The organism is Citrobacter sp. Cm046, assembly GCF_030333065.1.
Classification (GTDB): domain Bacteria; phylum Pseudomonadota; class Gammaproteobacteria; order Enterobacterales; family Enterobacteriaceae; genus Citrobacter; species Citrobacter murliniae.
The window spans coordinates 400,159-424,104 of sequence record NZ_JAOWGP010000036.1; the positions used below are offsets into that span (position 1 = coordinate 400,159).

20 protein-coding genes are annotated in these 23,946 nt (G+C 52.7%); 12 read left to right on the forward strand and 8 right to left on the reverse strand.

Translation table 11 applies throughout. From position 1 onward, the window contains the following. Positions 1-18 precede the first annotated feature (18 nt). From OGX98_RS08515 to wzz(fepE), 3 genes are all read left to right on the forward strand, one after another. On the forward strand, positions 19-237 hold the full coding sequence (locus OGX98_RS08515) for an MbtH family protein (protein WP_045440946.1): 219 nt from the start codon (positions 19-21) through the stop codon (positions 235-237). Then, entirely contained in the window at positions 234-4,115 is a 3,882-nt protein-coding gene (entF, locus tag OGX98_RS08520) for an enterobactin non-ribosomal peptide synthetase EntF (protein WP_286595112.1), read from the forward strand. Before OGX98_RS08515 ends, entF begins: the two co-directional genes overlap by 4 nt. 345 nt (positions 4,116-4,460) lie before the next feature. Beyond that, a complete protein-coding gene (gene wzz(fepE), locus OGX98_RS08525; RefSeq protein ID WP_045440950.1) occupies positions 4,461-5,594 on the forward strand; it encodes an LPS O-antigen length regulator Wzz(fepE) in 1,134 nt (377 codons plus the stop codon). Positions 5,595-5,639: 45 nt separating this feature from the next. Here the strand turns inward: wzz(fepE) and fepC are convergent, their stop codons facing one another. From fepC to fepD, 3 genes are read right to left on the reverse strand one after another with little or no spacing between them, the layout of a single operon-like run. Further along, positions 5,640-6,437 (reverse strand): iron-enterobactin ABC transporter ATP-binding protein, encoded by a 798-nt coding sequence (gene fepC, locus OGX98_RS08530; protein ID WP_045440968.1) that lies wholly within the window; start codon positions 6,435-6,437, stop codon positions 5,640-5,642. Then, positions 6,434-7,426 carry an iron-enterobactin ABC transporter permease gene (fepG, locus tag OGX98_RS08535; protein WP_286595113.1) on the reverse strand — a complete coding sequence of 331 codons (993 nt, stop codon included), beginning with the start codon at positions 7,424-7,426 and terminating at the stop codon, positions 6,434-6,436. Before fepG ends, fepC begins: the two co-directional genes overlap by 4 nt. After that, positions 7,423-8,430: a Fe(3+)-siderophore ABC transporter permease gene (fepD, locus tag OGX98_RS08540; RefSeq protein ID WP_286595114.1), complete on the reverse strand. Its 1,008-nt coding sequence runs from the start codon at positions 8,428-8,430 to the stop codon at positions 7,423-7,425. Before fepD ends, fepG begins: the two co-directional genes overlap by 4 nt. Before the next feature lie 154 nt (positions 8,431-8,584). Here fepD and entS point away from each other — a divergent pair, with 154 nt between their 5' ends. Continuing rightward, complete coding sequence (gene entS / locus OGX98_RS08545; protein WP_286595115.1) at positions 8,585-9,829, forward strand: enterobactin transporter EntS; 1,245 nt, start codon at positions 8,585-8,587, stop codon at positions 9,827-9,829. Between the two features lie 74 nt (positions 9,830-9,903). Here entS and fepB read toward each other — a convergent pair whose 3' ends face one another. Then, positions 9,904-10,863, reverse strand: a complete 960-nt coding sequence (fepB, locus tag OGX98_RS08550) for a Fe2+-enterobactin ABC transporter substrate-binding protein (protein WP_286595116.1) — start codon at positions 10,861-10,863, stop codon at positions 9,904-9,906. A gap of 188 nt (positions 10,864-11,051) precedes the next feature. Here fepB and entC point away from each other — a divergent pair, with 188 nt between their 5' ends. The 7 genes from entC (at position 11,052) to OGX98_RS08585 (ending at position 18,587) form a co-directional block, all read left to right on the forward strand. Then, entirely contained in the window at positions 11,052-12,227 is a 1,176-nt protein-coding gene (entC, locus tag OGX98_RS08555) for an isochorismate synthase EntC (protein WP_284097099.1), read from the forward strand. Positions 12,228-12,383: 156 nt separating this feature from the next. Beyond that, complete coding sequence (gene entE / locus OGX98_RS08560; RefSeq protein WP_045440980.1) at positions 12,384-13,994, forward strand: (2,3-dihydroxybenzoyl)adenylate synthase EntE; 1,611 nt, start codon at positions 12,384-12,386, stop codon at positions 13,992-13,994. A gap of 13 nt (positions 13,995-14,007) precedes the next feature. After that, the gene (locus tag OGX98_RS08565) at positions 14,008-14,865 is read left to right on the forward strand and encodes an isochorismatase (RefSeq protein WP_225760634.1); all 858 of its coding nucleotides are present in this window, start codon (positions 14,008-14,010) and stop codon (positions 14,863-14,865) included. Then, on the forward strand, positions 14,865-15,620 hold the full coding sequence (gene entA / locus OGX98_RS08570) for a 2,3-dihydro-2,3-dihydroxybenzoate dehydrogenase EntA (protein WP_286493220.1): 756 nt from the start codon (positions 14,865-14,867) through the stop codon (positions 15,618-15,620). Before OGX98_RS08565 ends, entA begins: the two co-directional genes overlap by 1 nt. A 2-nt stretch (positions 15,621-15,622) precedes the next feature. Further along, positions 15,623-16,036 (forward strand): proofreading thioesterase EntH, encoded by a 414-nt coding sequence (gene entH, locus OGX98_RS08575; RefSeq protein ID WP_045449489.1) that lies wholly within the window; start codon positions 15,623-15,625, stop codon positions 16,034-16,036. A 184-nt stretch (positions 16,037-16,220) separates the two neighbouring features. Next, complete coding sequence (cstA, locus tag OGX98_RS08580; protein ID WP_045440986.1) at positions 16,221-18,326, forward strand: pyruvate/proton symporter CstA; 2,106 nt, start codon at positions 16,221-16,223, stop codon at positions 18,324-18,326. A gap of 63 nt (positions 18,327-18,389) precedes the next feature. Next, positions 18,390-18,587 (forward strand): YbdD/YjiX family protein, encoded by a 198-nt coding sequence (locus tag OGX98_RS08585; protein ID WP_225760637.1) that lies wholly within the window; start codon positions 18,390-18,392, stop codon positions 18,585-18,587. Between the two features lie 11 nt (positions 18,588-18,598). Here the strand turns inward: OGX98_RS08585 and OGX98_RS08590 are convergent, their stop codons facing one another. Continuing rightward, complete coding sequence (locus OGX98_RS08590) at positions 18,599-19,687, reverse strand: oxidoreductase (protein WP_286595117.1); 1,089 nt, start codon at positions 19,685-19,687, stop codon at positions 18,599-18,601. Between the two features lie 132 nt (positions 19,688-19,819). On the opposite strand from OGX98_RS08590, the gene OGX98_RS08595 reads away from it, so the two are divergent. Continuing rightward, the gene (locus OGX98_RS08595) at positions 19,820-20,980 is read left to right on the forward strand and encodes a pyridoxal phosphate-dependent aminotransferase (RefSeq protein ID WP_200010509.1); all 1,161 of its coding nucleotides are present in this window, start codon (positions 19,820-19,822) and stop codon (positions 20,978-20,980) included. On the opposite strand, the gene OGX98_RS08600 is transcribed toward OGX98_RS08595, so the two are convergent. The 3 genes from OGX98_RS08600 to citR all read right to left on the reverse strand — a co-directional run bounded on the left by OGX98_RS08600 (position 20,981) and on the right by citR (position 23,880). Further along, complete coding sequence (locus OGX98_RS08600; protein ID WP_286595118.1) at positions 20,981-21,598, reverse strand: IbrB-like domain-containing protein; 618 nt, start codon at positions 21,596-21,598, stop codon at positions 20,981-20,983. It lies immediately after the preceding gene. Then, entirely contained in the window at positions 21,583-22,806 is a 1,224-nt protein-coding gene (locus tag OGX98_RS08605) for a phosphoadenosine phosphosulfate reductase (protein ID WP_045440996.1), read from the reverse strand. Before OGX98_RS08605 ends, OGX98_RS08600 begins: the two co-directional genes overlap by 16 nt. 168 nt (positions 22,807-22,974) lie before the next feature. Continuing rightward, positions 22,975-23,880 (reverse strand): DNA-binding transcriptional repressor CitR, encoded by a 906-nt coding sequence (gene citR / locus OGX98_RS08610; protein WP_045440998.1) that lies wholly within the window; start codon positions 23,878-23,880, stop codon positions 22,975-22,977. Positions 23,881-23,946: the final 66 nt, after the last annotated feature.

The window sequence follows — 23,946 nt, forward strand, 5'->3', positions numbered from 1 at the left end:
CCACGACAGGAGTTGAGTATGGAATTCAGTAATCCCTTCGATAACCCGCAGGGGCAGTTTTACATTCTGCAAAACCCACAACGTCAGTTTAGCCTTTGGCCGCAGCAGTGCTCACTTCCTGTTGGCTGGCAGGTTATATGCGAGCCGCAATCTCAGGAAGTATGTCAACAATGGCTGGAGGCGCACTGGACCACGCTGACGCCTGCAAATTATGCCGATCGACAGGAGGCAGAATGACTCAGCGTTTACCGTTAGTTGCGGCTCAGCCGGGTATCTGGATGGCAGAAAAACTCTCCACATTACCCTCGGCATGGAGCGTAGCGCACTACGTAGAATTAACCGGGGAACTGAATGCGTCGTTGCTGGCGAAGGCCGTAGTTGCGGGACAGCAGCATGCCGATACTCTACGCATGCGCTTTACTGAAGATAACGGTGATGTTTGGCAATGGGTTGATCCTGCTCTGACTTTTGCCGAACCTGAGATTATCGATCTGCGCGGAAAATCCGCTCCGCATGAGGCTGCATGCGCGTTAATGCAGGCCGATCTGCAGCAGGACTTACGCGTCGACAGTGGGAAATCGCTGGTCTTTCATCAGCTCTTTCAGGTGGAAGATAACCGCTGGTATTGGTATCAACGTTACCATCACTTGCTGGTCGATGGCTTCAGTTTCCCGGCAATTACCCGCCATATAGTCGCAATCTACAGTGCATGGCAGCGTGGCGAAAAGACGCCTGACTCGCCTTTTACGCCATTTGTCGAAGTGGTGGAAGAGTATCAACAATATCGCGACAGTGACGCGTATCTACGCGATGGCGCTTTCTGGAACGAGCAGCGGCGGCAATTACCGCCACCGGCATCGCTGTCCAGTAAACCGCTGCCGGGACGGGCGACCACTGCGGATATTATTCGCATGAAATTGTCAGCACCTGACGGCTCATTCCGTCAGCTTGCCGCTCGTATGCCCGACGTTCAGCGCGCGGATTTAGCACTGGCTCTGGTTGCATTATGGCTGGGACGTTTATGCAGCCGGATGGATTATGCCGCCGGGTTTATCTTCATGCGACGCATGGGGTCAGCAGCGTTAACGGCAACCGGTCCGGTACTGAATGTTCTGCCATTCGGCGTCAGTCTTGATGCGGCGGAAAGCCTGCCTGAACTGGCGAAACGCCTTGCCGGGCAGCTAAAGAAAATGCGCCGACATCAGCGCTACGATGCGGAGCAAATTGTGCGTGACAGCGGGCGAGCCGCCGGTGAGGAGCCGTTGTTTGGTCCTGTACTGAACGTGAAAATTTTCGACTATCAGTTAGACATTCCCGGTGTACAGGCGCAAACCCATACGCTGGCGACGGGGCCGGTTAACGATCTCGAACTGGCGCTATTTCCGGATGAAAATGGTGGCCTGAGCATTGAAATCCTGGCAAATAAACAGCGTTACGATGAAGCCACGCTGACACAGCATGCCTCGCGTTTAGCAGGTCTTATCGACCAGTTTGCTGAAAATCCGGCGCTGTGCTGCGGCGAGGCAGAGATGCTGCTGCCGACAGAACACGCACAGCTGGCGAAGATTAACGATACTGAAGTTGAGATCCCGTCCACTACGCTAAGTGCGCTGATTGCGACACAAAGCGATAAAACACCGGATGCCCCGGCGCTGGCCGATGCCCGCTATCAGTTCAGCTATCGCGAAATGCGCCATCAGGTGGTTGCGCTGGCAAAACTTCTGCGCGAACACGGCGTGCGGCCGGGAGACAGCGTGGCGGTGGCCTTACCACGTTCCGTTTTCCTTACGCTGGCGCTGCACGGTATTGTCGAAGCCGGAGCCGCCTGGCTACCGCTTGATACCGGATACCCGGACGATCGTCTGCGGATGATGCTGGAAGACGCTAAACCCACGCTGTTAATCACTACCGATGAACAGCTGGCGCGCTTTAGCGATATTCCTGGGCTGGAAAGCCTGTGCTACAACGCGCCTCTGCCAGCGCGCGATTGCACGCCATTGGCGTTATCACAACCAGGCCATACGGCCTATATCATTTTCACCTCCGGATCGACGGGTAGACCAAAGGGGGTGATGGTAGGGCAGACCGCTATCGTTAACCGCCTGCTATGGATGCAAAATCACTATCCGCTGACGGCAGACGATGTGGTGGCGCAAAAAACGCCATGCAGTTTTGATGTTTCGGTATGGGAGTTTTTCTGGCCATTTATTGCCGGTGCAAAACTGGTGATGGCTGAGCCTGAGGCTCACCGTGACCCGATCGCGATGCAACATTTCTTTGCGCAATATGGCATAACGACAACGCACTTTGTGCCGTCAATGCTGGCGGCTTTTGTCGCTTCGCTGACGCCGGAAACGGCGCGGGAGAGCTGCGCCACGCTGAAACAGGTATTCTGCAGCGGTGAAGCCCTGCCGGCAGAGTTATGCCGCGAGTGGGAACAACTGACGCATGCTCCGCTGCACAATTTGTACGGTCCAACTGAAGCAGCAGTCGATGTGAGCTGGTATCCGGCCTGGGGTGAAGAACTCGCCGCAGTGACCGGCAACAGCGTGCCGATTGGCTATCCGGTCTGGAACACCGGCTTGCGGATCCTCGACGCCATGATGCGCCCGGTGCCTGTCGGCGTAGCGGGGGATCTGTATCTGACGGGGATCCAACTGGCGCAAGGGTATCTGGGTCGACCGGATCTGACGGCGAGCCGTTTTATCGCCGATCCGTTTGCGCCGGGTGAACGTATGTATCGTACCGGTGACGTGGCGCGCTGGCTTGAGTCTGGAGCGGTTGAGTATCTTGGGCGTAGTGATGACCAGCTAAAAATTCGCGGGCAGCGCATTGAGCTGGGCGAGATTGACCGGGTGATGCAGATGCTACCCGATGTTGAACATGCTGTTGCCCATGCCTGCGTGTTCAACCAGGCAGCGGCGACAGGTGGCGATGCGCGACAATTGGTGGGATATCTGGTGTCTCAATCGGGTTTACCATTAGATATTCCTGCCTTGCAGGAGCGTCTGCGCGAGAAACTGCCTGCGCATATGGTGCCGACGGTCCTGTTACAACTGGCTGAATTGCCGCTTAGCGCTAACGGTAAGCTGGATCGTAAAGCGCTGCCAATGCCGCAGTTAGCGGCTCGAACGCCAGGACGCGCGCCGCAGCCTGGCACGGAATCAATGATTGCCCAGGCCTTCTCAGCGTTGCTGGCCTGTGAGGTCAATGATGTTGACGCTGACTTCTTTGCGCTTGGTGGCCATTCGTTGCTGGCAATGAAGCTGGCAGCGCAGCTGAGCCAGCTCTTTGCGCGTCAGGTTACGCCGGGGCAGATTATGGTTGCCTCCACAGTCGGACAACTGAGCGCATTGCTGGACGGCGCTGATGACGAACAGTCGCAGCGTCTGGGGTTTGAAGCGTTGCTACCGTTGCGCGAGAGTCATGGTCCGACGCTGTTCTGCTTCCATCCGGCATCGGGCTTTGCTTGGCAATTTAGCGTGCTGTCACGTTATCTCACGTCGCAGTGGTCAATTATTGGTATCCAGTCGCCGCGACCGGATGGGCCAATGCAGACGGCGGAAAACCTCGACGAGGTCTGTGAACATCATCTGGCAACGCTACTGCACCAACAGCCTCATGGTCCCTACTATTTGTTGGGCTACTCGTTGGGTGGCACGCTGGCGCAGGGCATTGCGGCGCGTTTGCGAGCCCGGGGGGAAACCGTCGCGTTCCTTGGCCTGCTGGATACCTGGCCACCGGAGACGCAAAACTGGCAGGAAAAAGAGGCTAATGGATTGGATCCTGCCGTGCTGGCGGAAATCGATCGTGAGCGTGAGGCCTTTCTTGCTGCACAACAAGGGAATGCTTCGGAGGCATTATTCAGCGCTATCGAAGGTAATTACGCCGATGCGGTTCGTTTGTTAACTACGGCGCACAGCGCAAAATTTGATGGCAGAGCAACGTTATTTGTCGCCGAGAAAACGCGCCAGGCCGATCCGCAAACAGCCTGGGCTCCGTGGGTTGGGGAGTTAGCGGTATATAGCCAGGATTGTGCGCATGTCGATATTATTTCCCCGACAGCATTTGAAAGGATAGGTCCCGTTATAAATGCGTTGATCAATAAGTGGTAAACAAATCAGCATTGCGATAGATACCCGTCATACTTCAAGTTGTTTGGGTGTTGGTTACCCCAGTCACTTATCAGGTAAGTGACTGGGGGGGCGAGAAGTTGCTGGCTTCAAGCAACTCGAATAATTTTGGGGGGAGATATTTGAATAAACTTATAATGTAAAAAATATGTTATTAATTTGTGTGTTTTTTTGTTTGTCTCAAACGTAAATGGAAAGGATATTAATTTCTAATACAACATTTGGTAGGCATTTACGTGTAAAGATTGTTTCAAATAATTCTGAGTAGCTGTTAGACTCCGGCTAAGGAAGTATTTTTCTTTTGGCAAAGATTTCAGGTTATACAGAATGTCATCACTCAATATAAAGCAAGATAGAGATTCGGAATTCACTGCTTATCCTCAAACCACAGTAAATGGAAATGAAATTGATTTAGTGGGCCTGATCGAGATTTTATGGCGAGCCAGGACGAAAATCATCGCTACCGTTTTCGCATTTGCCTGCATAGGCCTTCTGGTGTCTTTTCTGCTTCCTCAAAAATGGACCAGCGAGGCGGTTGTAACGCCAGCAGAACCTGTTCAGTGGCAGGAACTTGAGAATACGTTAACCAAATTACGTGTGCTCGACATGGACATTAGCGTCAGCCGTGGGGATGTGTTTAACCTGTTTATCAAAAAATTCCAGTCTCCATTACTTTTGGAAGAATATCTGCGCTCTTCACCCTATGTATTAGAACAATTGAAGGGTGCCGATTTCGACGAAATGGATCTTCATCGGGCGATCGTAAGGCTCAGTGAAAAAATGACAGCGGTTGACAGCAATTTGAGTAAAAAAAATGAAACCGCGCTCTATACCGCATGGACGTTGAGTTTTACTGCACCATTAGCAGAAGAAGCACAGGCGGTACTGACCGGCTATATCCAGTACATTTCCGATCTTACTGAGAAAGAAACGCTTGAGGATATTCGCAACAAACTGGCCATTAAAACCAGCTTTGAGAAAGAAAGACTCGAAATGGATCGGGTAAGGCTCAAGAATCAACTGGAAGCGAATATTCAGCGACTAAACTACTCGCTGGAGATTGCTAATGCTGCGGGAATTAAAAAACCCGTTTACAGCAATGGCCAGGCGGTGAAGGATGACCCTGATTTCTCTATTTCATTGGGTGCTGATGGCATCACGCGTAAATTAGAAATAGAAAAATCGGTAACAGATGTTGCGGAAATTAACGGTGAATTACGTAATCGCCAATATCACGTTGAACAGCTGTTATCGACGAATGTGAATGACGTCAATTTTACGCCGTTTAAATATCAACGTTCACCTTCACTACCGGTGAAAAAAGATGGACCGGCTAAATCGATGATCATTATTCTGGCAGCTTTGCTTGGTGGAATGATAGCGTGCGGTGGGGTGTTGCTGAGCCATGCCATGATGCATCGTAAACACAATGCAGAATTCCTGGGGCAGTCGTTGGTGTGAGTGATTTTGTATGGCGGCGGAAATGTCGCCATACACTACATCCCGTTATTTCTTGCGCCCAAGCGGCACTACTAACGGTGTTCCTGCAACGGGATCATCAATAATCATACAACGCAATCCATAGATTTTTTCGATGAGTTCCGCCGTGACAATCTCTTTTGGCGCACCCTCGGCAATGATTTTTCCATCACGAAGTGCAATCAGGTGCGTGGCATAGCGACAGGCCTGATTAAGGTCGTGCAGAACAGCGGCCAGCGTATATCCTTTCTCACGATTTAGCTCGCTCAGCAGTTCCAGCAGATCGATCTGATGGCTGATATCCAGCCAGGTGGTTGGCTCATCAAGCAACATAATGGATGTTTCCTGTGCCAGCACCATCGCTATCCATGCGCGCTGACGCTGTCCACCGGAAAGGGTATCCACGCTTTGTGCCGCCAGGTGGGTGATGCCCGTGGCTTGCATAGCATTTGCCACTGCGTTTTCATCTTCTTGGCGCCAACGGGTAAATAACGGCTGATGCGGGTAGCGACCGCGGGCAACCAGCTCCTGTACGGTAATATCGCCAGGCGTGGTGGCGTTTTGTGCTAACAGACCAATTCTGCGCGCGACCTCTTTACTGGCGTAGTGCTGAATATGCTCCCCGTCCAGCCAGACCTTGCCGTGTTCAGGCGTCATCAGGCGGCTTAACGTGCGTAACAGCGTCGACTTACCGCAACCGTTAGGGCCAATTATTGCGGTAAAGTGGCCGTCGGGAATTGATACATTAAGGTTTTCTGCCACGGTAAATTTGCCATAACCCAGCGTTAACTGGTCGCCACGCAAACGGGCTACTGATTCGGTCATTTTTTGCGGGACTCCTGAATTAACAAGACGATAAGATAAATACCGCCGAGGCTTACGGTGACAACGCCAACCGGAAGCTGATAAGGCATAAATAGCTGTTGGGCGCATAAATCGGCCATCAGCAGTAGCAATGCGCCGCACAGTGCTGACTGGGTTAATCCCCAACGTGCCGTGCCACTAAGCCGGCGGGCAATATGCGGTGCGACAAGTGCAATAAAAGAAATTGGGCCAGCCAGCGCAGTGGCTGCAGCGGTCAGAACAACCGCAACCAGCATCATCATCAGACGCGAGCGTTCTACGCTGACTCCCAGCGCGCAGGCGCTGTCATCGCCCATTTCTAACAAACGCAGACGGCGCACCAGCAGTGCGGCACATACCAACATCACGATAATCAGCGGTGCAGAAGGCCAGGTTTTAGCCCAGGTCAGACCGTTGAGCGATCCGGCGTTCCACAATCCAGCCGTCAACGCGGTTTCTAAAGACGCCTTCAGCAGCAGCCAGGTATTAAACGCCACCAGCATGGCACGAATGCCGATACCGATAATGATAAGTCGGAAAGTGTCGATACCATTACGCCATGCCAGCGCCCAGACCACCAGTGAGGTCAGGATCCCGCCGAGCATCGCCGCCAGCGCGATAGCGGTAAGATGCTGACCAAATAACACCATTGCTACCAGAACACCGCTCCAGGCTCCGGTATTGAAGCCCATTACGTCCGGACTGCCCAGTGGGTTACGCATCAGCGACTGGAATATCGCGCCGCTAATGCCCAGGGCCGCACCAATCAACAGCGCCATCAATACGCGCGGTAAACGCCATTCGGTCACAACCAGTGTAATGCTGCGCGGCGCATCGCCCAGCAGAGCGGCAATAATCTGTTGGGTTTCCAGCGTTACGACGCCGCTACGCAGGCTCCACAAGCCGACGGCGAGGCAGCCTACAATGAGCAGCAGACAACTGATAAGCAATCTGCGGGGAAAATGCATCATGCACCACCTCCGCGTTGTTTACGCCGAACCAGGAAGATCAGTACCGGTGCGCCGATAAACGCGCTGACTACGGAGACGCGCAATTCGCCGGGGACAATCAGACGACCGATGATATCGGCAATCAGCAGCAAAGAGGGGGTTGCGAGTAGGGTCACTGGTAGCGACCAGCGATGATCGGCTCCCACCAGCCAGCGTGCCATATGTGGCATCATCAGGCCGATAAAGGCGATAGGACCGACAATAGCGGTTGCGCTACCGCACAGTACGGTAATCACCAACAGACCAATAAGTTGGGTGCGGGCGACTTTGCTACCCAGCGCGGTAGCGGTGTCGCTTCCCAGGCTCAGGCTGTTCAGGGAACGGCTCAGAAACAACGCGACAGCACCGGCAATAAGCACTGGAGCCAGCACCACTTTCAACGTTTGCAGGCTACGAATATCCAGCGATCCCGCTTGCCAGAAACGCAGCTGATCATAGACGTCCGGGTTGAGCAGGGCGATACCGCTGGATAATCCCTCCAGCACTGCCCCCAGCGCGACACCTGCCAGCGTCAGACGCACCGGGCTTAACTGTCCTCCACCCTGACTGCCGGTAAATGCCACAATCAGCGATGCGGCCAGCGCTCCGGAAAAGGCCATCAACAACTGCTCTTGCGGGGAGGAAAAACCGAACAGCGATGCACCCAGCACAATGGCAAAGCTGGCCCCGGAATTGACACCGAGAATGCCTGGATCGGCAAGTGGGTTACGTGTGAGCGTCTGCATTAATGCGCCAGCCAATCCCAGCGCACCGCCTGCAAGGAGTCCTGCCAGCGTGCGCGGAAGTCGCGCATCCAGCACGATGGTGCAATCAGCACTTTGACAGGTGCCGGTCAGCGCATCCAGAACCGCAGACGCGGGTATCGACCTGGCGCCAATAACCAGACTTAATGCGGTGGAGAGAACAAGTAATAACAATAGTCCGGGCACGGCAAAGGCGCGTGTCACGGAAACAGAGCATGACATATCAACTTCCCTGATAATGATAGTAATTATCGTTATCGATCTTATTTGGGTATGTTAGCATGTGCAGCCACAGAATGGATATTTAAAAAAACAGGTATGCACCTCATTCTTCAGGCTGCGACCTCAATGAGAGCATGTATCTTAAGGCTTTGTAATGAATAGAAAACCCTGGCTGCTGAATCTCAGCCTGTTAAAGACTCATCCTGCATTTCGCGCAGTCTTCCTTGCCCGTTTTATTTCCATCGTCTCTCTGGGGCTACTCGGTGTCGCGGTTCCGGTACAGATCCAGATGATGACCCAGTCTACCTGGCAGGTCGGTCTGTCGGTGACGTTAACCGGTAGCGCAATGTTTATTGGTCTGATGGTTGGTGGTGTACTGGCCGATCGTTATGAGCGCAAAAAGGTGATCCTGCTGGCACGCGGAACCTGTGGTATCGGGTTTATTGGTCTGTGCCTGAATGCGCTACTCCCGGAGCCTTCACTGCTGGCTATTTATATTCTGGGCTTATGGGACGGTTTTTTTGCCTCGCTGGGTGTGACGGCGCTGCTGGCGGCGACTCCAGCGCTGGTTGGGCGTGAAAATCTGATGCAGGCCGGGGCGATTACCATGCTGACGGTACGTCTCGGGTCGGTTATTTCACCGATGATTGGCGGGGTATTACTCGCCACCGGCGGCGTTGAGTGGAACTATGGTTTGGCAGCCGCGGGAACCTTTATTACCTTGCTACCGCTGCTCAGTCTTCCTGCATTGCCACCGCCACCGCAACCACGTGAACACCCGCTCAAATCGCTGCTGGCGGCGTTTCGCTTTCTGCTCGCCAGCCCGCTGATCGGCGGCATTGCGTTGCTTGGCGGCCTTCTGACGATGGCCAGTGCGGTGCGTGTCCTTTACCCCGCGCTGGCCATCGGCTGGCAGATGTCTGCAGCACAGATTGGTCTGCTGTATGCCGCCATTCCGCTGGGTGCCGCAGTGGGGGCATTGACCAGTGGGCAACTGGCGCACAGCGTTCGCCCTGGTTTAATCATGCTGGCCTCTACTGTGGCCTCTTTCTTCGCCATCGGATTGTTTGCGTTGATGCCGGTCTGGGCGCTGGGCGTTATCTGCCTCGCGCTGTTCGGCTGGCTGAGTGCGGTCAGTTCTCTGTTGCAGTACACGATGTTACAGACGCAGACGCCGGAAGCGATGCTCGGGAGAATTAACGGTTTGTGGACCGCGCAAAATGTGACCGGAGATGCCATTGGTGCGGCGCTGTTAGGCGGCCTGGGCGCGATGATGACGCCGGTAGCATCGGCGAGCGCCAGTGGATTTGGTCTGGTAATTGTTGGCCTGTTATTGCTGCTGTTACTGGGGGAACTACGTCGATTCCGTCAGGCACCGCCAGAACCCGATATCGCCTGAGGGTTTATCTGACCTGTGCCCTAAGCCGGGTAAGGCAAAGCCTTCACCCGGCAATGATGTAAAGCGGCTTCGACTTAACTAAACAGTGCAGCGAGACGTTGTAGTAACAGTGTGGCGCTGTAGTAATCCAGACGGAACGTTTCGGTTCCCAGCGCGTAAACGCGTTTATTTTGCACTGCAGGCAGGTGTGCAAGCAGGGGATTCGCGTAAATGGCGTCAGCGTCTTTGCTGTCTCCCGCAAACAGAAACAGCGCTTCACCGTTCAGACCTGTCGCCAGGTTTTCACCACCAAGCTGGATGATATCGTGACGTTTACCCTGGCTCTGGCTGGTGTGCAGTCCGGCAGGCAGTGGTGCCAGCGTGAATCCCAATTGTTCCATCAGCTTGCCCTGCGCAGACTCTGGTGTCCACAGATTGGCGCTATGCGCGGCAGCGGTATACACCAGTGCGCTAACAGGCTGCGGCGGCAGGGTAATACGCTGTTTGACCGCCAGCAGTTGTTTATCAAACTCGGCAATACGCGCCGCTGCCTGTTCCTCATGACCGGTGATTTCACCTAACTGCGTCAGCAGTGATTGCCAGCTTTTGTCGTCGTAATTAATGATAAGCGTTGGGGCAATGGTGGAAAGTTGATCGTAGAGCGCGAGAGCGGAATCTCCTCCGGTGGCGCTGATCAGAATCAGGTCGGGCATTTGTGCCGCAACGGCTTCGGCGCTCGGTTCACCAATATACAGGCGGCTCAGCTTGCGGGCTTTTGCCACGTCACTCCACTGGCGTAAAAATCCCTGAGCGTCACCAATGCGATTGTTTGGCGTGGTAGCGCCGCTGGCGATGATGGGCGCATCAATGGCCAGCAGAGAGCCAGTCAGAGTGACGCTGGTGGAAACAATACGTTGAGGCTTTTGTTCCAGCGTGTGCGTCCCCCGGCTGTCGGTAACCTGACGCGGCCAGTCAGCGGCATGACTTAAAGAAATTCCTGAAATAGACAGTCCAACCAGTAAGAGCGCAGTGCGGTAAAAAGCGAGGAGTCTCACAAATAAGCTTCCTGTTATCAATGTAGTTAATGCTTCTCATTTTCATTGTTACGGGACAGGTATGCAAGCCTAAGTCGCACATTGTGCTACCGCAAGAGTTGACATGCTGTCGCTTTGCTTTTAGGTTAGCGACCGAAAATATAAATGATAATCATTATTAAAACCTTTATCATTTTTTGGAGGATGATATGGATACGTCACTGGCCGAGGAAAAAACGCAGACTATGGCAACTCTCGCTCCCGACAATTTTTTCTTTATGTCGCCGTATCGTAGCTTTACGACGTCAGGATGCTTTGCCCGCTATGCGGAACCGGCAATTGATGGCGATTCGCCAGACAGCCCTTTCCAACAGAAAATGCACGCACTGTTTGCCGATGCTAAATCGCAGGGTATCGCAAACCCCATCATGGTTGGAGCTATTCCTTTTGATACCCGCCAGCCGTCATCACTGTTTATTCCTGAGTCATGGCAGACTTTCTCCCGCACGGAGAAGCAAAAATCATCACGTTACTTTACCGCGCATCAGTCACTGAGCGTCATTGAGCGTAAATCGATCCCGGAACAGGACTTTTTTGAACAGATGGTTTCCCGGGCGGCAGCGCTGACGGCAACTCCGGAAGTTGACAAAGTGGTGCTGTCACGCCTGATCGATATCGAGACGGATGCTGTCATTGACAGCGGTGCGCTGCTGGAACGTCTGGTGGCGCAAAATCCGGCGAGCTACAACTTCCATGTGCCATTAGAAGATGGTGGCGTCCTGCTCGGTGCCAGCCCTGAATTGCTGTTACGTAAAGAGGGCGAACATTTTAGCTCACTGCCGCTGGCGGGTTCTGCTCGTCGTCAGCCGGATGATGTACTGGATCGGGAAGCGGGTATCCGCCTGCTGGCCTCCGAGAAAGACCGACATGAACATGAACTGGTGACGCAGGCGATGAAAACGGTTTTGCGCGAACGCAGTAGTGAACTGCAACTCCCGTCATCTCCTCAACTGGTGACGACACCAACGCTTTGGCACCTCGGTACACCGTTTGAAGGTAAAGCCAACGCCCAGGAGAATGCGCTGACGCTGGCATGCCTGCTGCACCCAACACCTGCGCTGAGCGGCTTCCCGCATCAGGTCGCCACGAAATTGATCGCTGAACTGGAGCCATTTGACCGTGAACTGTTTGGCGGCATCGTCGGTTGGTGTGATGCCGAAGGTAATGGCGAATGGGTGGTCACGATCCGTTGCGCGAAACTGCTGCGCAATCAGGTGCGTTTCTTCGCTGGTGCCGGAATTGTCCCTGCCTCATCTCCTGTTGCGGAGTGGCGCGAAACTGGCGCCAAGCTTTCGACTATGTTGAATGTTTTTGGACTGCATTAAGAGCCTGGTCCATCAGGTTATTTTATTTGCCAGTTTGGACACGGACAGCGCGGAGCAACCGGATTGTACTTGTAGTACGTGAGGATTGTGAGCACTGCCCAGGGGCAAACTGGCTGCAACAATATACGCCTTATTGACAGGCTCTAAGGAGTGATGATGAGTATTCCTTTCACCCGTTGGCCGGAAGAATTTGCCCGTCGCTACCGTGAAAAAGGCTACTGGCAGGATCTGCCACTGACTGACATTTTAACCCGCCATGCCGACAGCGATCACACGGCAGTCATTGATGGGGAACGCCATCTTAGTTACCGACAGCTTAACCAGGCGGCTGACAATCTCGCCTGCAGTTTGCGTCGTCAGGGGATCAAACCCGGAGAAACTGCGCTGGTGCAGTTGGGCAATGTGGCCGAGTTGTATATCACTTTCTTTGCGCTGCTTAAGCTGGGTGTTGCGCCCGTTTTTGCATTGTTCAGCCATCAGAGAACAGAGCTTAATGCTTATGCGACACAAATTGAGCCAGCGCTGCTGATTGCCGATCGCCAGCACGCGCTGTTCGCCGGTGACGATTTTCTGAACACGTTTGTAGCGCAGCACAACTCCGTGCGCGTGGTGCTGTTGCTCAATGATGAGGGTGAGCACAACCTGCAAAATGCGATAAGCCAGCCTGCTGCTGATTTTAGCGCCACGCCGTCGCCTGCCGATGAAGTGGCGTATTTCCAGCTTTCCGGTGGTACCACCGGCACACCAAAGCTGATCCCGCGCACTCATAACGATTACTACTACAGCGTGCGTCGCAGTAATGAGATTTGTCATTTTACTGAGCAAACGCGTTATTTGTGCGCTATTCCGGCGGCGCATAACTACGCCATGAGTTCACCAGGTTCGCTGGGCGTATTCCTGGCGGGTGGAACCGTGGTACTGGCGGCCGATCCGAGCGCGACGCTGTGCTTCCCGCTGATCGAAAAGCATCAGGTTAACGTTACGGCGCTGGTGCCGCCTGCGGTGAGTCTTTGGCTACAGGCGATTGGAGAGTGGGGCAGCAATGCGCAACTGGCTTCCCTGACGCTGCTTCAGGTGGGGGGGGCGCGACTTTCCGCAACGCTGGCGGCACGTATCCCGGCGGAAATTGGCTGCCAGTTGCAGCAGGTCTTTGGTATGGCGGAAGGGCTGGTGAACTACACCCGTCTGGACGACAGCCCGGAACGCATCATCAATACCCAGGGGCGGCCAATGTGTCCGGATGATGAAGTCTGGGTAGCGGATGCTGATGGTAACCCTTTACCACAGGGCGAAACAGGACGCCTGATGACGCGTGGCCCGTACACTTTCCGTGGTTATTTCAAAAGCCCCGAGCACAATGCCAGCGCGTTTGATGCTAACGGGTTTTATTGCTCCGGCGATCTGATCTCTATCGATCAGGATGGTTACATCACCGTGCAAGGGCGTGAGAAAGATCAGATCAACCGGGGTGGGGAGAAGATCGCCGCGGAAGAGATTGAAAACCTGTTACTGCGTCATCCGGCGGTGATCCACGCTGCGCTGGTCAGTATGGATGATGAGCTGATGGGTGAGAAAAGCTGTGCCTGGCTGGTGGTTAAAGAGCCGCTGCGTGCGGTACAGGTACGTCGTTTTCTGCGCGAGCAGGGCGTGGCGGAGTTCAAATTACCGGACCGTGTGGAGTGCGTTGAGTCATTGCCGCTGACCCCGGTCGGTAAAGTGGATAAAAAACAATTACGTCAGTGGCTGGCATCACGCTCACTGGCCTGAAGGAGAATAAAAGATGGCGATTCCTAAACTGCAGGCTTATGCACTGCCCACAGCGCTTGATGTTCCGGTGAACAAAGTCGACTGGGCGTTTGAACCAGAGCGTGCTGCGCTGTTGGTACACGATATGCAGGATTACTTTATCAGCTTCTGGGGCGAGAATTGCCCGATGATGAAGCAGGTGGTGGCGAACATCGCCGCGCTGCGCCAGTACTGCAAAGAACACAATATCCCCGTCTATTACACCGCACAGCCGAAAGATCAGAGCGATGAAGATCGGGCCCTGCTTAATGATATGTGGGGACCGGGTCTGACACGCTCGCCTGAGCAGCAAAAAATCGTTGATGCGCTGGCGCCGGACGAAGCGGATACCATTCTGGTGAAATGGCGTTACAGCGCATTCCATCGCTCTCCGCTGGAACAGATGCTGAAAGAGACCGGACGTAATCAGCTGATTATTACCGGCGTTTATGCCCATATCGGGTGTATGACTACGGCAACGGATGCCTTTATGCGCGATATCAAGCCGTTTATGGTGGCCGATGCGCTGGCGGACTTTAGTCGTGACGAACACATGATGTCGCTGAAATATGTGGCAGGGCGTTCCGGTCGCGTGGTGATGACGCAGGAGTTATTGCCGGCACCTGTTCCCACCAGCAAAGAGGCACTACGCAGCGTTATTCTGCCGCTGCTGGATGAATCCGATGAGCCGATGGATGATGAAAATCTAATCGACTACGGCCTGGATTCAGTGCGTATGATGGCGCTGGCGGCACGCTGGCGTAAAGTGCATAGCGATATCGACTTCGTGATGCTGGCGAAAAATCCGACGATTGACGCCTGGTGGAAACTGCTTTCCCGCGAGGTGAAGTAATGGCCGGGTTTGATTTCGCAGGTAAAACTGTCTGGGTGACTGGCGCAGGTAAAGGTATTGGTTACACCACGGCACTGGCGTTTGTTGACGCCGGTGCGCGGGTAACAGGGTTTGATCGTGAGTTTTCTCAGGATGTGTACCCGTTTGCCACTGAAGTGTTGGATGTGGCAAATGCCGGGCAGGTGGCTGAGGTGTGCCAGCGCGTGTTGCAAAAGAGTGAGCGGCTGGATGTGCTGGTCAATGCCGCTGGGATTTTGCGTATGGGGCCAACCGACGCACTGAGCCAGGAAGACTGGCAGCAGACGTTTGCTGTCAATGTCGGTGGCGCGTTTAATCTGTTTCAGCAGACGATGGCGCAGTTTCGTCGCCAGCAGGGCGGGGCGATAGTGACCGTAGCTTCTGATGCAGCGCACACGCCGCGGATCGGTATGAGTGCTTATGGGGCGTCAAAAGCCGCGCTGAAAAGCCTGGCACTGACTGTCGGTCTGGAACTGGCAGGCAGCGGTGTGCGCTGTAATGTGGTTTCTCCTGGATCGACCGATACTGATATGCAGCGTACGTTGTGGGTCAGTGATGACGCCGAACAGCAGCGTATTCGTGGGTTTGGCGAGCAGTTTAAGCTCGGTATTCCGTTAGGGAAAATCGCCCGTCCGCAGGAAATTGCCAACACCATTTTATTCCTCGCCTCCGATCTGGCCAGCCATATTACTTTGCAGGATATCGTGGTGGACGGCGGCTCTACGCTGGGAGCATGACGATGATCTGGAAACGACATTTAACCCTTGATGAACTGAATGCAACCAGTCAGAACACGCTGGTTGCGCATTTAGGTATCAACTATACCCGACTGGGTGATGATGTACTGGAAGCCGAAATGCCGGTGGATGCTCGTACCCATCAGCCGTTTGGTCTGCTGCATGGTGGCGCGTCGGCGGCGCTGGCGGAAACGCTGGGATCGATGGCGGGCTACCTGATGACTCGCGACGGACAATGTGTGGTGGGCACGGAGTTGAACGCGACGCACCATCGCGCGGTTTCGCAGGGAAAAGTGCGTGGTGTTTGCCAACCGTTGCATCTCGGTCGTCAAAACCAAAGCTGGGAAATCGTGATTTTCGATGAGCAGGGACGCCGCTGCTGTACCTGTCGTTTAGGAACTGCGGTGATGGGGTGAAGTTGCCGACAGAGTAAAATGAAATTGCATTGTTAACAGGTAAATGAAGTGATCTAGTTAACAATGCAATGTAAATAGTCAGTAGTGTCTCGGGTTTATGTGGTTGTCAGGTTGTTAAATCCGGAAAAGATGTTATAGAAACAAAATGTAACATCTTTCTGGAACACGCAAACGGATAACAACTATGAACAAATCAGGGAAATACCTCGTCTGGACATTGCTCTCCGTCATGGGAGCATTTGCCCTGGGATATATTGCGTTAAACCGTGGTGAACAGATCAACGCGCTGTGGATAGTGGTAGCGTCGGTCTGTGTCTATCTTATTGCCTATCGTTTTTATGGCCTGTACATCGCTAAAAATGTACTGGCGCTTGACCCGACGCGTATGACGCCAGCCGTGCGCCATAACGACGGTCTGGATTATGTTCCCACCGATAAAAAAGTGCTGTTTGGTCACCATTTTGCGGCAATCGCCGGGGCAGGTCCGTTAGTCGGTCCGGTGCTGGCGGCGCAGATGGGCTATCTGCCGGGGATGATCTGGCTGCTGGCCGGGGTAGTTCTGGCGGGCGCGGTGCAGGACTTTATGGTGCTGTTTGTTTCAACCCGTCGCGATGGCCGTTCCCTTGGCGAACTGGTGAAAGAAGAGATGGGGCCGACGGCAGGCGTTATTGCGCTGGTGGCATGCTTCATGATTATGGTGATTATCCTCGCGGTACTGGCGATGATCGTCGTCAAAGCGCTGACTCACAGCCCGTGGGGAACCTACACCGTGGCGTTCACCATCCCGCTGGCGATCTTTATGGGCGTTTATCTGCGCTATCTGCGTCCAGGTCGCATTGGTGAAGTGTCAGTCATTGGCCTGGTGTTCCTGGTATTTGCCATTATTTCCGGCGGTTGGGTTGCTGAAAGCCCGACCTGGGCACCGTACTTTGACTTTACCGGCGTGCAACTGACCTGGATGCTGGTGGGCTACGGTTTTGTGGCAGCCGTGCTGCCGGTATGGCTGCTGCTGGCTCCGCGTGATTACCTCTCTACCTTCCTGAAAATCGGGACGATTGTTGGCCTGGCGGTGGGTATTTTGATCATGCGCCCGACGCTGACCATGCCTGCGTTAACCAAGTTCGTTGACGGTACCGGTCCGGTGTGGACAGGTAACCTGTTCCCGTTCCTGTTTATTACTATTGCCTGCGGGGCGGTGTCTGGCTTCCATGCGCTGATCGCTTCCGGTACTACGCCGAAGATGCTGGCGAATGAAGGGCAGGCCTGTTTTATCGGCTACGGTGGGATGTTGATGGAGTCCTTTGTCGCCATTATGGCGCTGGTCTCCGCCTGTATCATCGATCCGGGCGTTTACTTTGCGATGAACAGCCCGATGGCGGTGCTGGCTCCGGCGGGTACAGTAGATGTGGTGGCTTCTGCAGCACAGGTAGTGAGCAGTTGGGGCTTTGCGATCACCCCGGATACTCTGCATCAAATCGCCAATGAGGTCGGGGAGCAATCCATTATTTCCCGCGCAGGTGGTGCACCAACGCTGGCTGTGGGGATGGCGTACATTCTGCACGGTGCGCTGGGTGGCATGATGGATGTTGCGTTCTGGTATCACTTCGCGATTTTGTTTGAGGCGCTGTTTATTCTGACGGCGGTTGATGCCGGTACACGAGCCGCGCGCTTTATGCTGCAAGACTTGCTGGGCGTGGTGTCGCCGAGCCTGAAGCGTACCGACTCGCTGCCTGCTAACCTGCTGGCGACGGCGCTATGCGTACTGGCCTGGGGTTACTTCCTGCACCAGGGCGTGGTGGATCCATTAGGTGGTATCAACACTTTGTGGCCGCTGTTTGGTATCGCCAACCAGATGCTGGCAGGTATGGCGCTGATGCTGTGTGCCGTGGTCTTGTTCAAGATGAAGCGCCAGCGTTACGCATGGGTAGCCCTGGTACCAACGGCGTGGCTGCTGATTTGTACGCTGACCGCTGGCTGGCAGAAAGCGTTTAGCCCTGATGCGAAAATTGGTTTCCTGGCTATCGCTAACAAGTTCCAGGCTATGATCGACAGCGGTAACATTCCGGCACAGTATACTCAGTCACAGCTTACGCAACTGGTGTTTAACAACCGTCTTGACGCCGGGCTGACTGTCTTCTTCATGGTTGTCGTGGTGGTACTGGGTCTGTTCTCCATCAAAACAGCGCTGGCAGCACTGAAAGAGGACAAACCAACATCGAAAGAAACACCGTACGAACCGATGCCAGAGAATGTTGAAGAGATTGTGGCGCAGGCGAAAGGCGCGCACTAAAATTCTCTTAACCAATAAGCCCTCTCCTGAACGGGGAGGGCGTTTGTACGACAGGGAATTACTATGTTTGAAACGCTCTCAAAAGCCGGCAAATATTTAGGCCAAACCGCCCGATTAATGATTGGCGTGCCAGATTACGACAATTATGTTGAGCATATGCGCGTCACACATCCGGACCTGGCACCTATGAGCTATGAGGAATTCTTCCGTGAGCGGCAGGATGCGCGCTATGGTGGGAAAGGCGGCGCACGCTGCTGTTAATGCTCTTCATCTCACACGCTAAACGACTCCACCTTTTCAAATGCGGCACGCAGGGTTGCTGGTGTTAATGTCACCGGCAGCGCGTGAATAGATTCCACCGGGCGCAGAGTATGCGCAATCACTTTATCGATCTCGGCGTGGTTAGTGATATCTACTTCTAACTGGGCCAGCCGGGTAGGTAAATTGAAGCGCTGATAAGCGGCAATCAATTGCGCCAGCACATCGTCTTGTCCCAGCAGCGCGCTCTGCACCAGTATGCCGTACGCCACTTTGGTGCCATGTAAAAATTTCTCCGTCTGTGGGAGCACGGTCAGGCCATTATGTACCGAATGTGCTGCTGCCACGCGAGTGTAACGCTCACCCAGACCACCAACCATTCCACCACCAGCAATAATCGCATCCACCACATCGCAAAAAGCCTGGGTCAGTTCGCCGTGCTGTTTATCTGCCAGCGCCTGTTCGCTGCTTTCGAGCAGGACGTCGCGGATCGCCAGTGCGCCGTTGAGCCCAAGACGTACGGTTAGTGGCAAGGTTTCGGGTTGTGGCGCAAGTACGACGGCTTCATACCACTTCGCCAGCGTGTCACCGATACCCGCCAGTAAATACTCCTCCGGTGCATTGAGTAGGATCCTCGGCTCCACCAGCACCAGGAAATTGGCATCATCGAATATTTCGAAATGCAGTGCCTGACCGGCATCGTTATACCAGACAGAGAGGGGAGTCCAGGCCGCGCAGGTGGCGGCAATGGTTGGGATTGCCACGAAAGGCAAATTCAGCCGACGAGCCAGCGCTTTAGCCGTGTCGAGCAGTGCTCCGCCGCCCACGCCAATCACTATGCTGCGGTCATCTCCCGCATCTTTTGCCAGTTGGCACACATCTGTTTCACTGCAATGTCCGGTAAAGAGCAGATGCTTTGCACCGGTGAGATTAAACGCCTCGGGCAGCCAGGGACGGGCAGCGGCGATGGCCCGTTCGCCATAAACCCAGACGGCGCGCGCGAGTTGCCCGGCAGAGAAAAAATCTTCCAGCCTGGAAAGGCTACCGGTATGGGAAAAATAATTGGCCGGGCCGGTGACGACGCGAATCTCGGTATTACTCATGTTGTGTTGTCCTTTTGGCTGTCCTGTCGAGGCAGGTTATTTTTATATAGACGTCTGAACGTCTTGATTGCCAAATACTAGCATCGTGTTATAGTGGCTTCAACAACAACATCACCCGCTGGGATAACAATAATGAGTAATAACCCGCTGATTGTGCAAAGCAAACTGCCAAATTTAGGTACCACTATATTCACGCAAATGAGCGCGCTGGCGCAGGCACATCAGGCGATTAACCTCTCCCAGGGTTTTCCTGATTTTGACGGCCCGCACTATTTACAACAACGCCTGGCATATCATGTGGCGCAGGGCGCGAACCAGTATGCGCCGATGACGGGTGTACAGCCGCTTCGCGAAGCCATCGCTGACAAAACCGCCGGGTTGTACGGCTACAAGCCAGATGCTGATAGCGAAGTTACGATCACCGCAGGTGCGACAGAAGCGTTGTATGCCGCTATTACAGCTTTGGTTCGACCCGGAGATGAGGTTATCTGTTTTGATCCCAGCTACGATAGCTATGCGCCTGCAGTGGCGTTATCCGGTGGCGTAGTGAAACGCATTGCGTTGCAACCGCCGCATTTTCGTGTGGACTGGCAGGAGTTTGCCGGGTTACTCAGCGATCGTACCCGCTTGGTTATTCTCAATACGCCGCATAATCCTTCCGCGACAGTCTGGTGCAATGCGGATTTCGACGCGCTGTGGCAGGCGATTAAAGGGCATGAGATTTTTGTCGTTAGCGATGAAGTCTATGAACATATCTGCTTTGCCGCGCACGGGCACTCCAGCGTGCTGGCGCATCCGCAGTTGCGGGAGCGAGCTGTCGCCGTTTCGTCGTTTGGAAAAACCTATCATATGACCGGCTGGAAGGTCGGGTACTGCGTTGCGCCACAGGCCATCAGCGCAGAGTTACGCAAAGTGCATCAGTATTTGACCTTTTCAGTCAACACGCCGGCACAGCTGGCGCTGGCGGATATGCTGCGGGCAGATCCAGCGCATTATCGTGACCTGCCGACGTTTTATCAGAAAAAACGTGATGTTCTGGTGGATGCGCTGCGTGACAGTCGGCTGGAAATTTTGCCCTGTGAAGGGACTTATTTTCTGCTGATCGATTACAGTGCAGTCTCTGAACTCAACGATGTTGAGTTTTGCCAGTGGCTGACCAAAGAGGTAGGTGTCGCGGCAATCCCGCTGTCCGTTTTCTGCGCCGATCCTTTCCCACATAAACTGATTCGTCTGTGTTTTGCCAAGCAAGAATCGACGCTGTTGGCGGCGGCAGAACGCCTGTCTTCGCTGTAGCTATTTCACAGTCCAGGCTTTGGAAAATCGACGGTCGGTAAATAACTCTTGCAGGCCGTTGATTTGTTTCAGTCGCAACACCTCGTCATTATCCATTCCCAACTCTGTGCTTATTTTCTCTTCGCTCCAGCCCAGTTGCGACAACTCTCTCACGATTTCAGACATGGCGTGAATTTGATGCCGCCCGCGGGCACGGTTATGGCGGATTGTCGCCGCCATACGTTCATGGCGTTCACGATGTAAACAGGTGACGGGAAGATAACCTTTTAACCGTGCTTTCAGTGAAGGTTTGTTTTTGCCTATTTCATGGCGGTGAAAACCATCGACAATCTCATACTCTTCTGCGCTTGATTCAACGACGACAATAGGTTGTGTGAATCCATCTGCCTCAATGGATTTCAGTAGCAGTTTTTTCTCCGGAGGAGCAACGTTGTTCGGGTTGTAATCATTCGGAGAGATATGTTCGTTTTTTATCCATAACACGCAATCTACCGGTTCATTACGAAATGGACTGACGCTGTGAATTGCCATTCTGAATTCATTGATGGCATCAATTCGTTCTTCTTCTGACAAACCAGAAAGAAACCCGGTAATTTCCTGAGTTAATCGATGTTGCATAAGAGTCCCCATTCGTGACGTTTTGCTTTCATACGATCGCTATAACGTTGGTAGTTTTTAGGTTTAGTGGGACTAAATGAAAGGGCGCGGCACCAGTAGTCATTATTCAGGAGCACTTTGCAAATACGCCGCCACGACGGAATATCTTTTGAACCAATATCACCCTCTTGCATCAGAGGAATGTCATCTATTCCCTTATTCCTGTACCACTGTAAGTAGACCGCAATTTTGTTGCGGTAATGTTCTGCCGTTGGCACTGGCATGCTGTTCAACAGTAACAGGGCATACTCTTTCCAGTCTAAGTGCTCTGGCTTCAATATTTTCCGGTGACCGTAAAAATGGTTGTCCTGCCCGGCATAAATACCACCACTTTTCACGCCGCTAACGCGGGCGCACATGGCTGCCCAGCGCTCAGGCTCTATAACATGATACAGCCATAGCCCCTGGCGTTGTTCCGGTCCAAACGGTTCACAAATACGCATGTAACGTGTAGGAACGCCAGCCTGATACATCAGGTTATACAAGGGATTACACGGCTTTTGCGTTTTAGCGAACCACGTCCAGATGTCAGCAGTTTTCCAGTCATAAATGGGATAGATATACCAGGTATGCCCCCCAGGCGCTGAGGTGGTCCAGGGTTTATCATCGGCAAAGCGCTGTTTTCGCGAGTTAGCTATCGCTACAAAGCGGTTATATGACTCATCTGAACGTATACCTACCATCATGGCTGCTGGGCGTTTTTCAGAAAACCAATCAGCAAATTCGCGAACAAATTGCTCAAAGGTCATGCCGGATTGATAGAAGGGAAAATAAGACGGATCGGTAATAGCATCTGCGGGAGGTTGACGAACCCACTGTGCATTCGGTTCCCAGCACTGCCATTCGGGTTGATACTGTGAGAGTGAATTTTGTGTTGTTAGCGGTAACGCCACCCAATAAAACGCTTCGATAACATCAGAATAAAGTTCGCGTAACTCCTCTATATGATTGATTGTGCATGAAAATTGTGCCTCCCAGTCGATAAACAAGACGCTGATTTTTTTATGTAACTGGCGTGCAAGCATTGCTGTTAAATGCAGCATTAGCCCGGAATCCTTACCTCCTGATAACGAAACACATATGCGAGGTAAAGTCTCTAGCGTCCAGGATATGCGTTCCTGGGCCGCTTCAAGTACGTTTTGTTTAAGCGGGATTTTGTAAACAGACATATCAAATCCATATGAGATATTACGGGTGATATTCATAATAAATGCTCGTAATAAGATATGCTATTTTGCGTATCGTGCAATCTTTATATATAAATATTCAAATGTTGTATTTGTTACGTAATGACATTTTCTCCATGAATGTATTGTGTAAAAACCTGTTGTATCAAATCACATTCCACTATCCGTTATTTTTTTAATGGTATTAGCGAATCCCTGATTATTAAGTGATGCTCGGTTGTACATTAAAAAAAGCTGTACTTTGGGTAATGCCACATCAATTTTAATCTGTTTAAGATTAAGCGGTGCTGCATAAAAGTCGTAAGCCTCTCGCGGTACCAGACCAATAATATCGGTAGTGGCTATGATATTAGTTATGGAAATTAAAGAGTCACTGTAGAAACCGATTTTACGATTGGTTAAAAAAGAACTCGCTCTTGATTGAAATTCTTTAATGCCTGAGTCATCGGAGAGAAATAATGTAAATTGCTCTTCCAGTATTTGTTCAAGTGTACTGGATTGATTGATCCTTGGGTGATTTCCGCTGCAGATTAACACGTTTTCGATGGTTTTGAATGGGGTGCATATAATTGAGCGATTAGCAATCTGTGACAGCGTGATTATCAGATCAGCTTTTCGGTAAGCCAATAAATCTTCAGCTGTTTCTGCAGACATTAAGATATCCCGATGCTCAATTTCAACGTTCGAATCCTCTCTGAGATATTGAACTAACTTCATCACGCCTGTGGTGGTAATAATTTGCGGACTGTAAATGATAAATTTCTTCTTCAGAGTGGAGTTATTCATTATATTTATTGTCTGCTCCAGACTATTGAGATTATTTTCGAGATGGTGATGCAGGTTTATCCCTGTCACGGTAGGGGTAATTCCCTTTCCGGAGCGGATAAACAGAGGGTCATTAAACTGAGTGCGTAATCTATGTAGCGACTGGCTGACTGCGGATGGCGTAATGTACAGCGTTTCAGCTGCCTTGCTAATACTTAAATGTTGATAGATGCATTCAAAAATAACCAGCAGGTTGAGATCGAATTTTTTGAGGTCGTAAAGGTTAGCCATATATCCATTCCTGTCTTAGCTTTGCTCTGAAATATTCCGTTTCATTATGTCTAAGTTATTAATCAT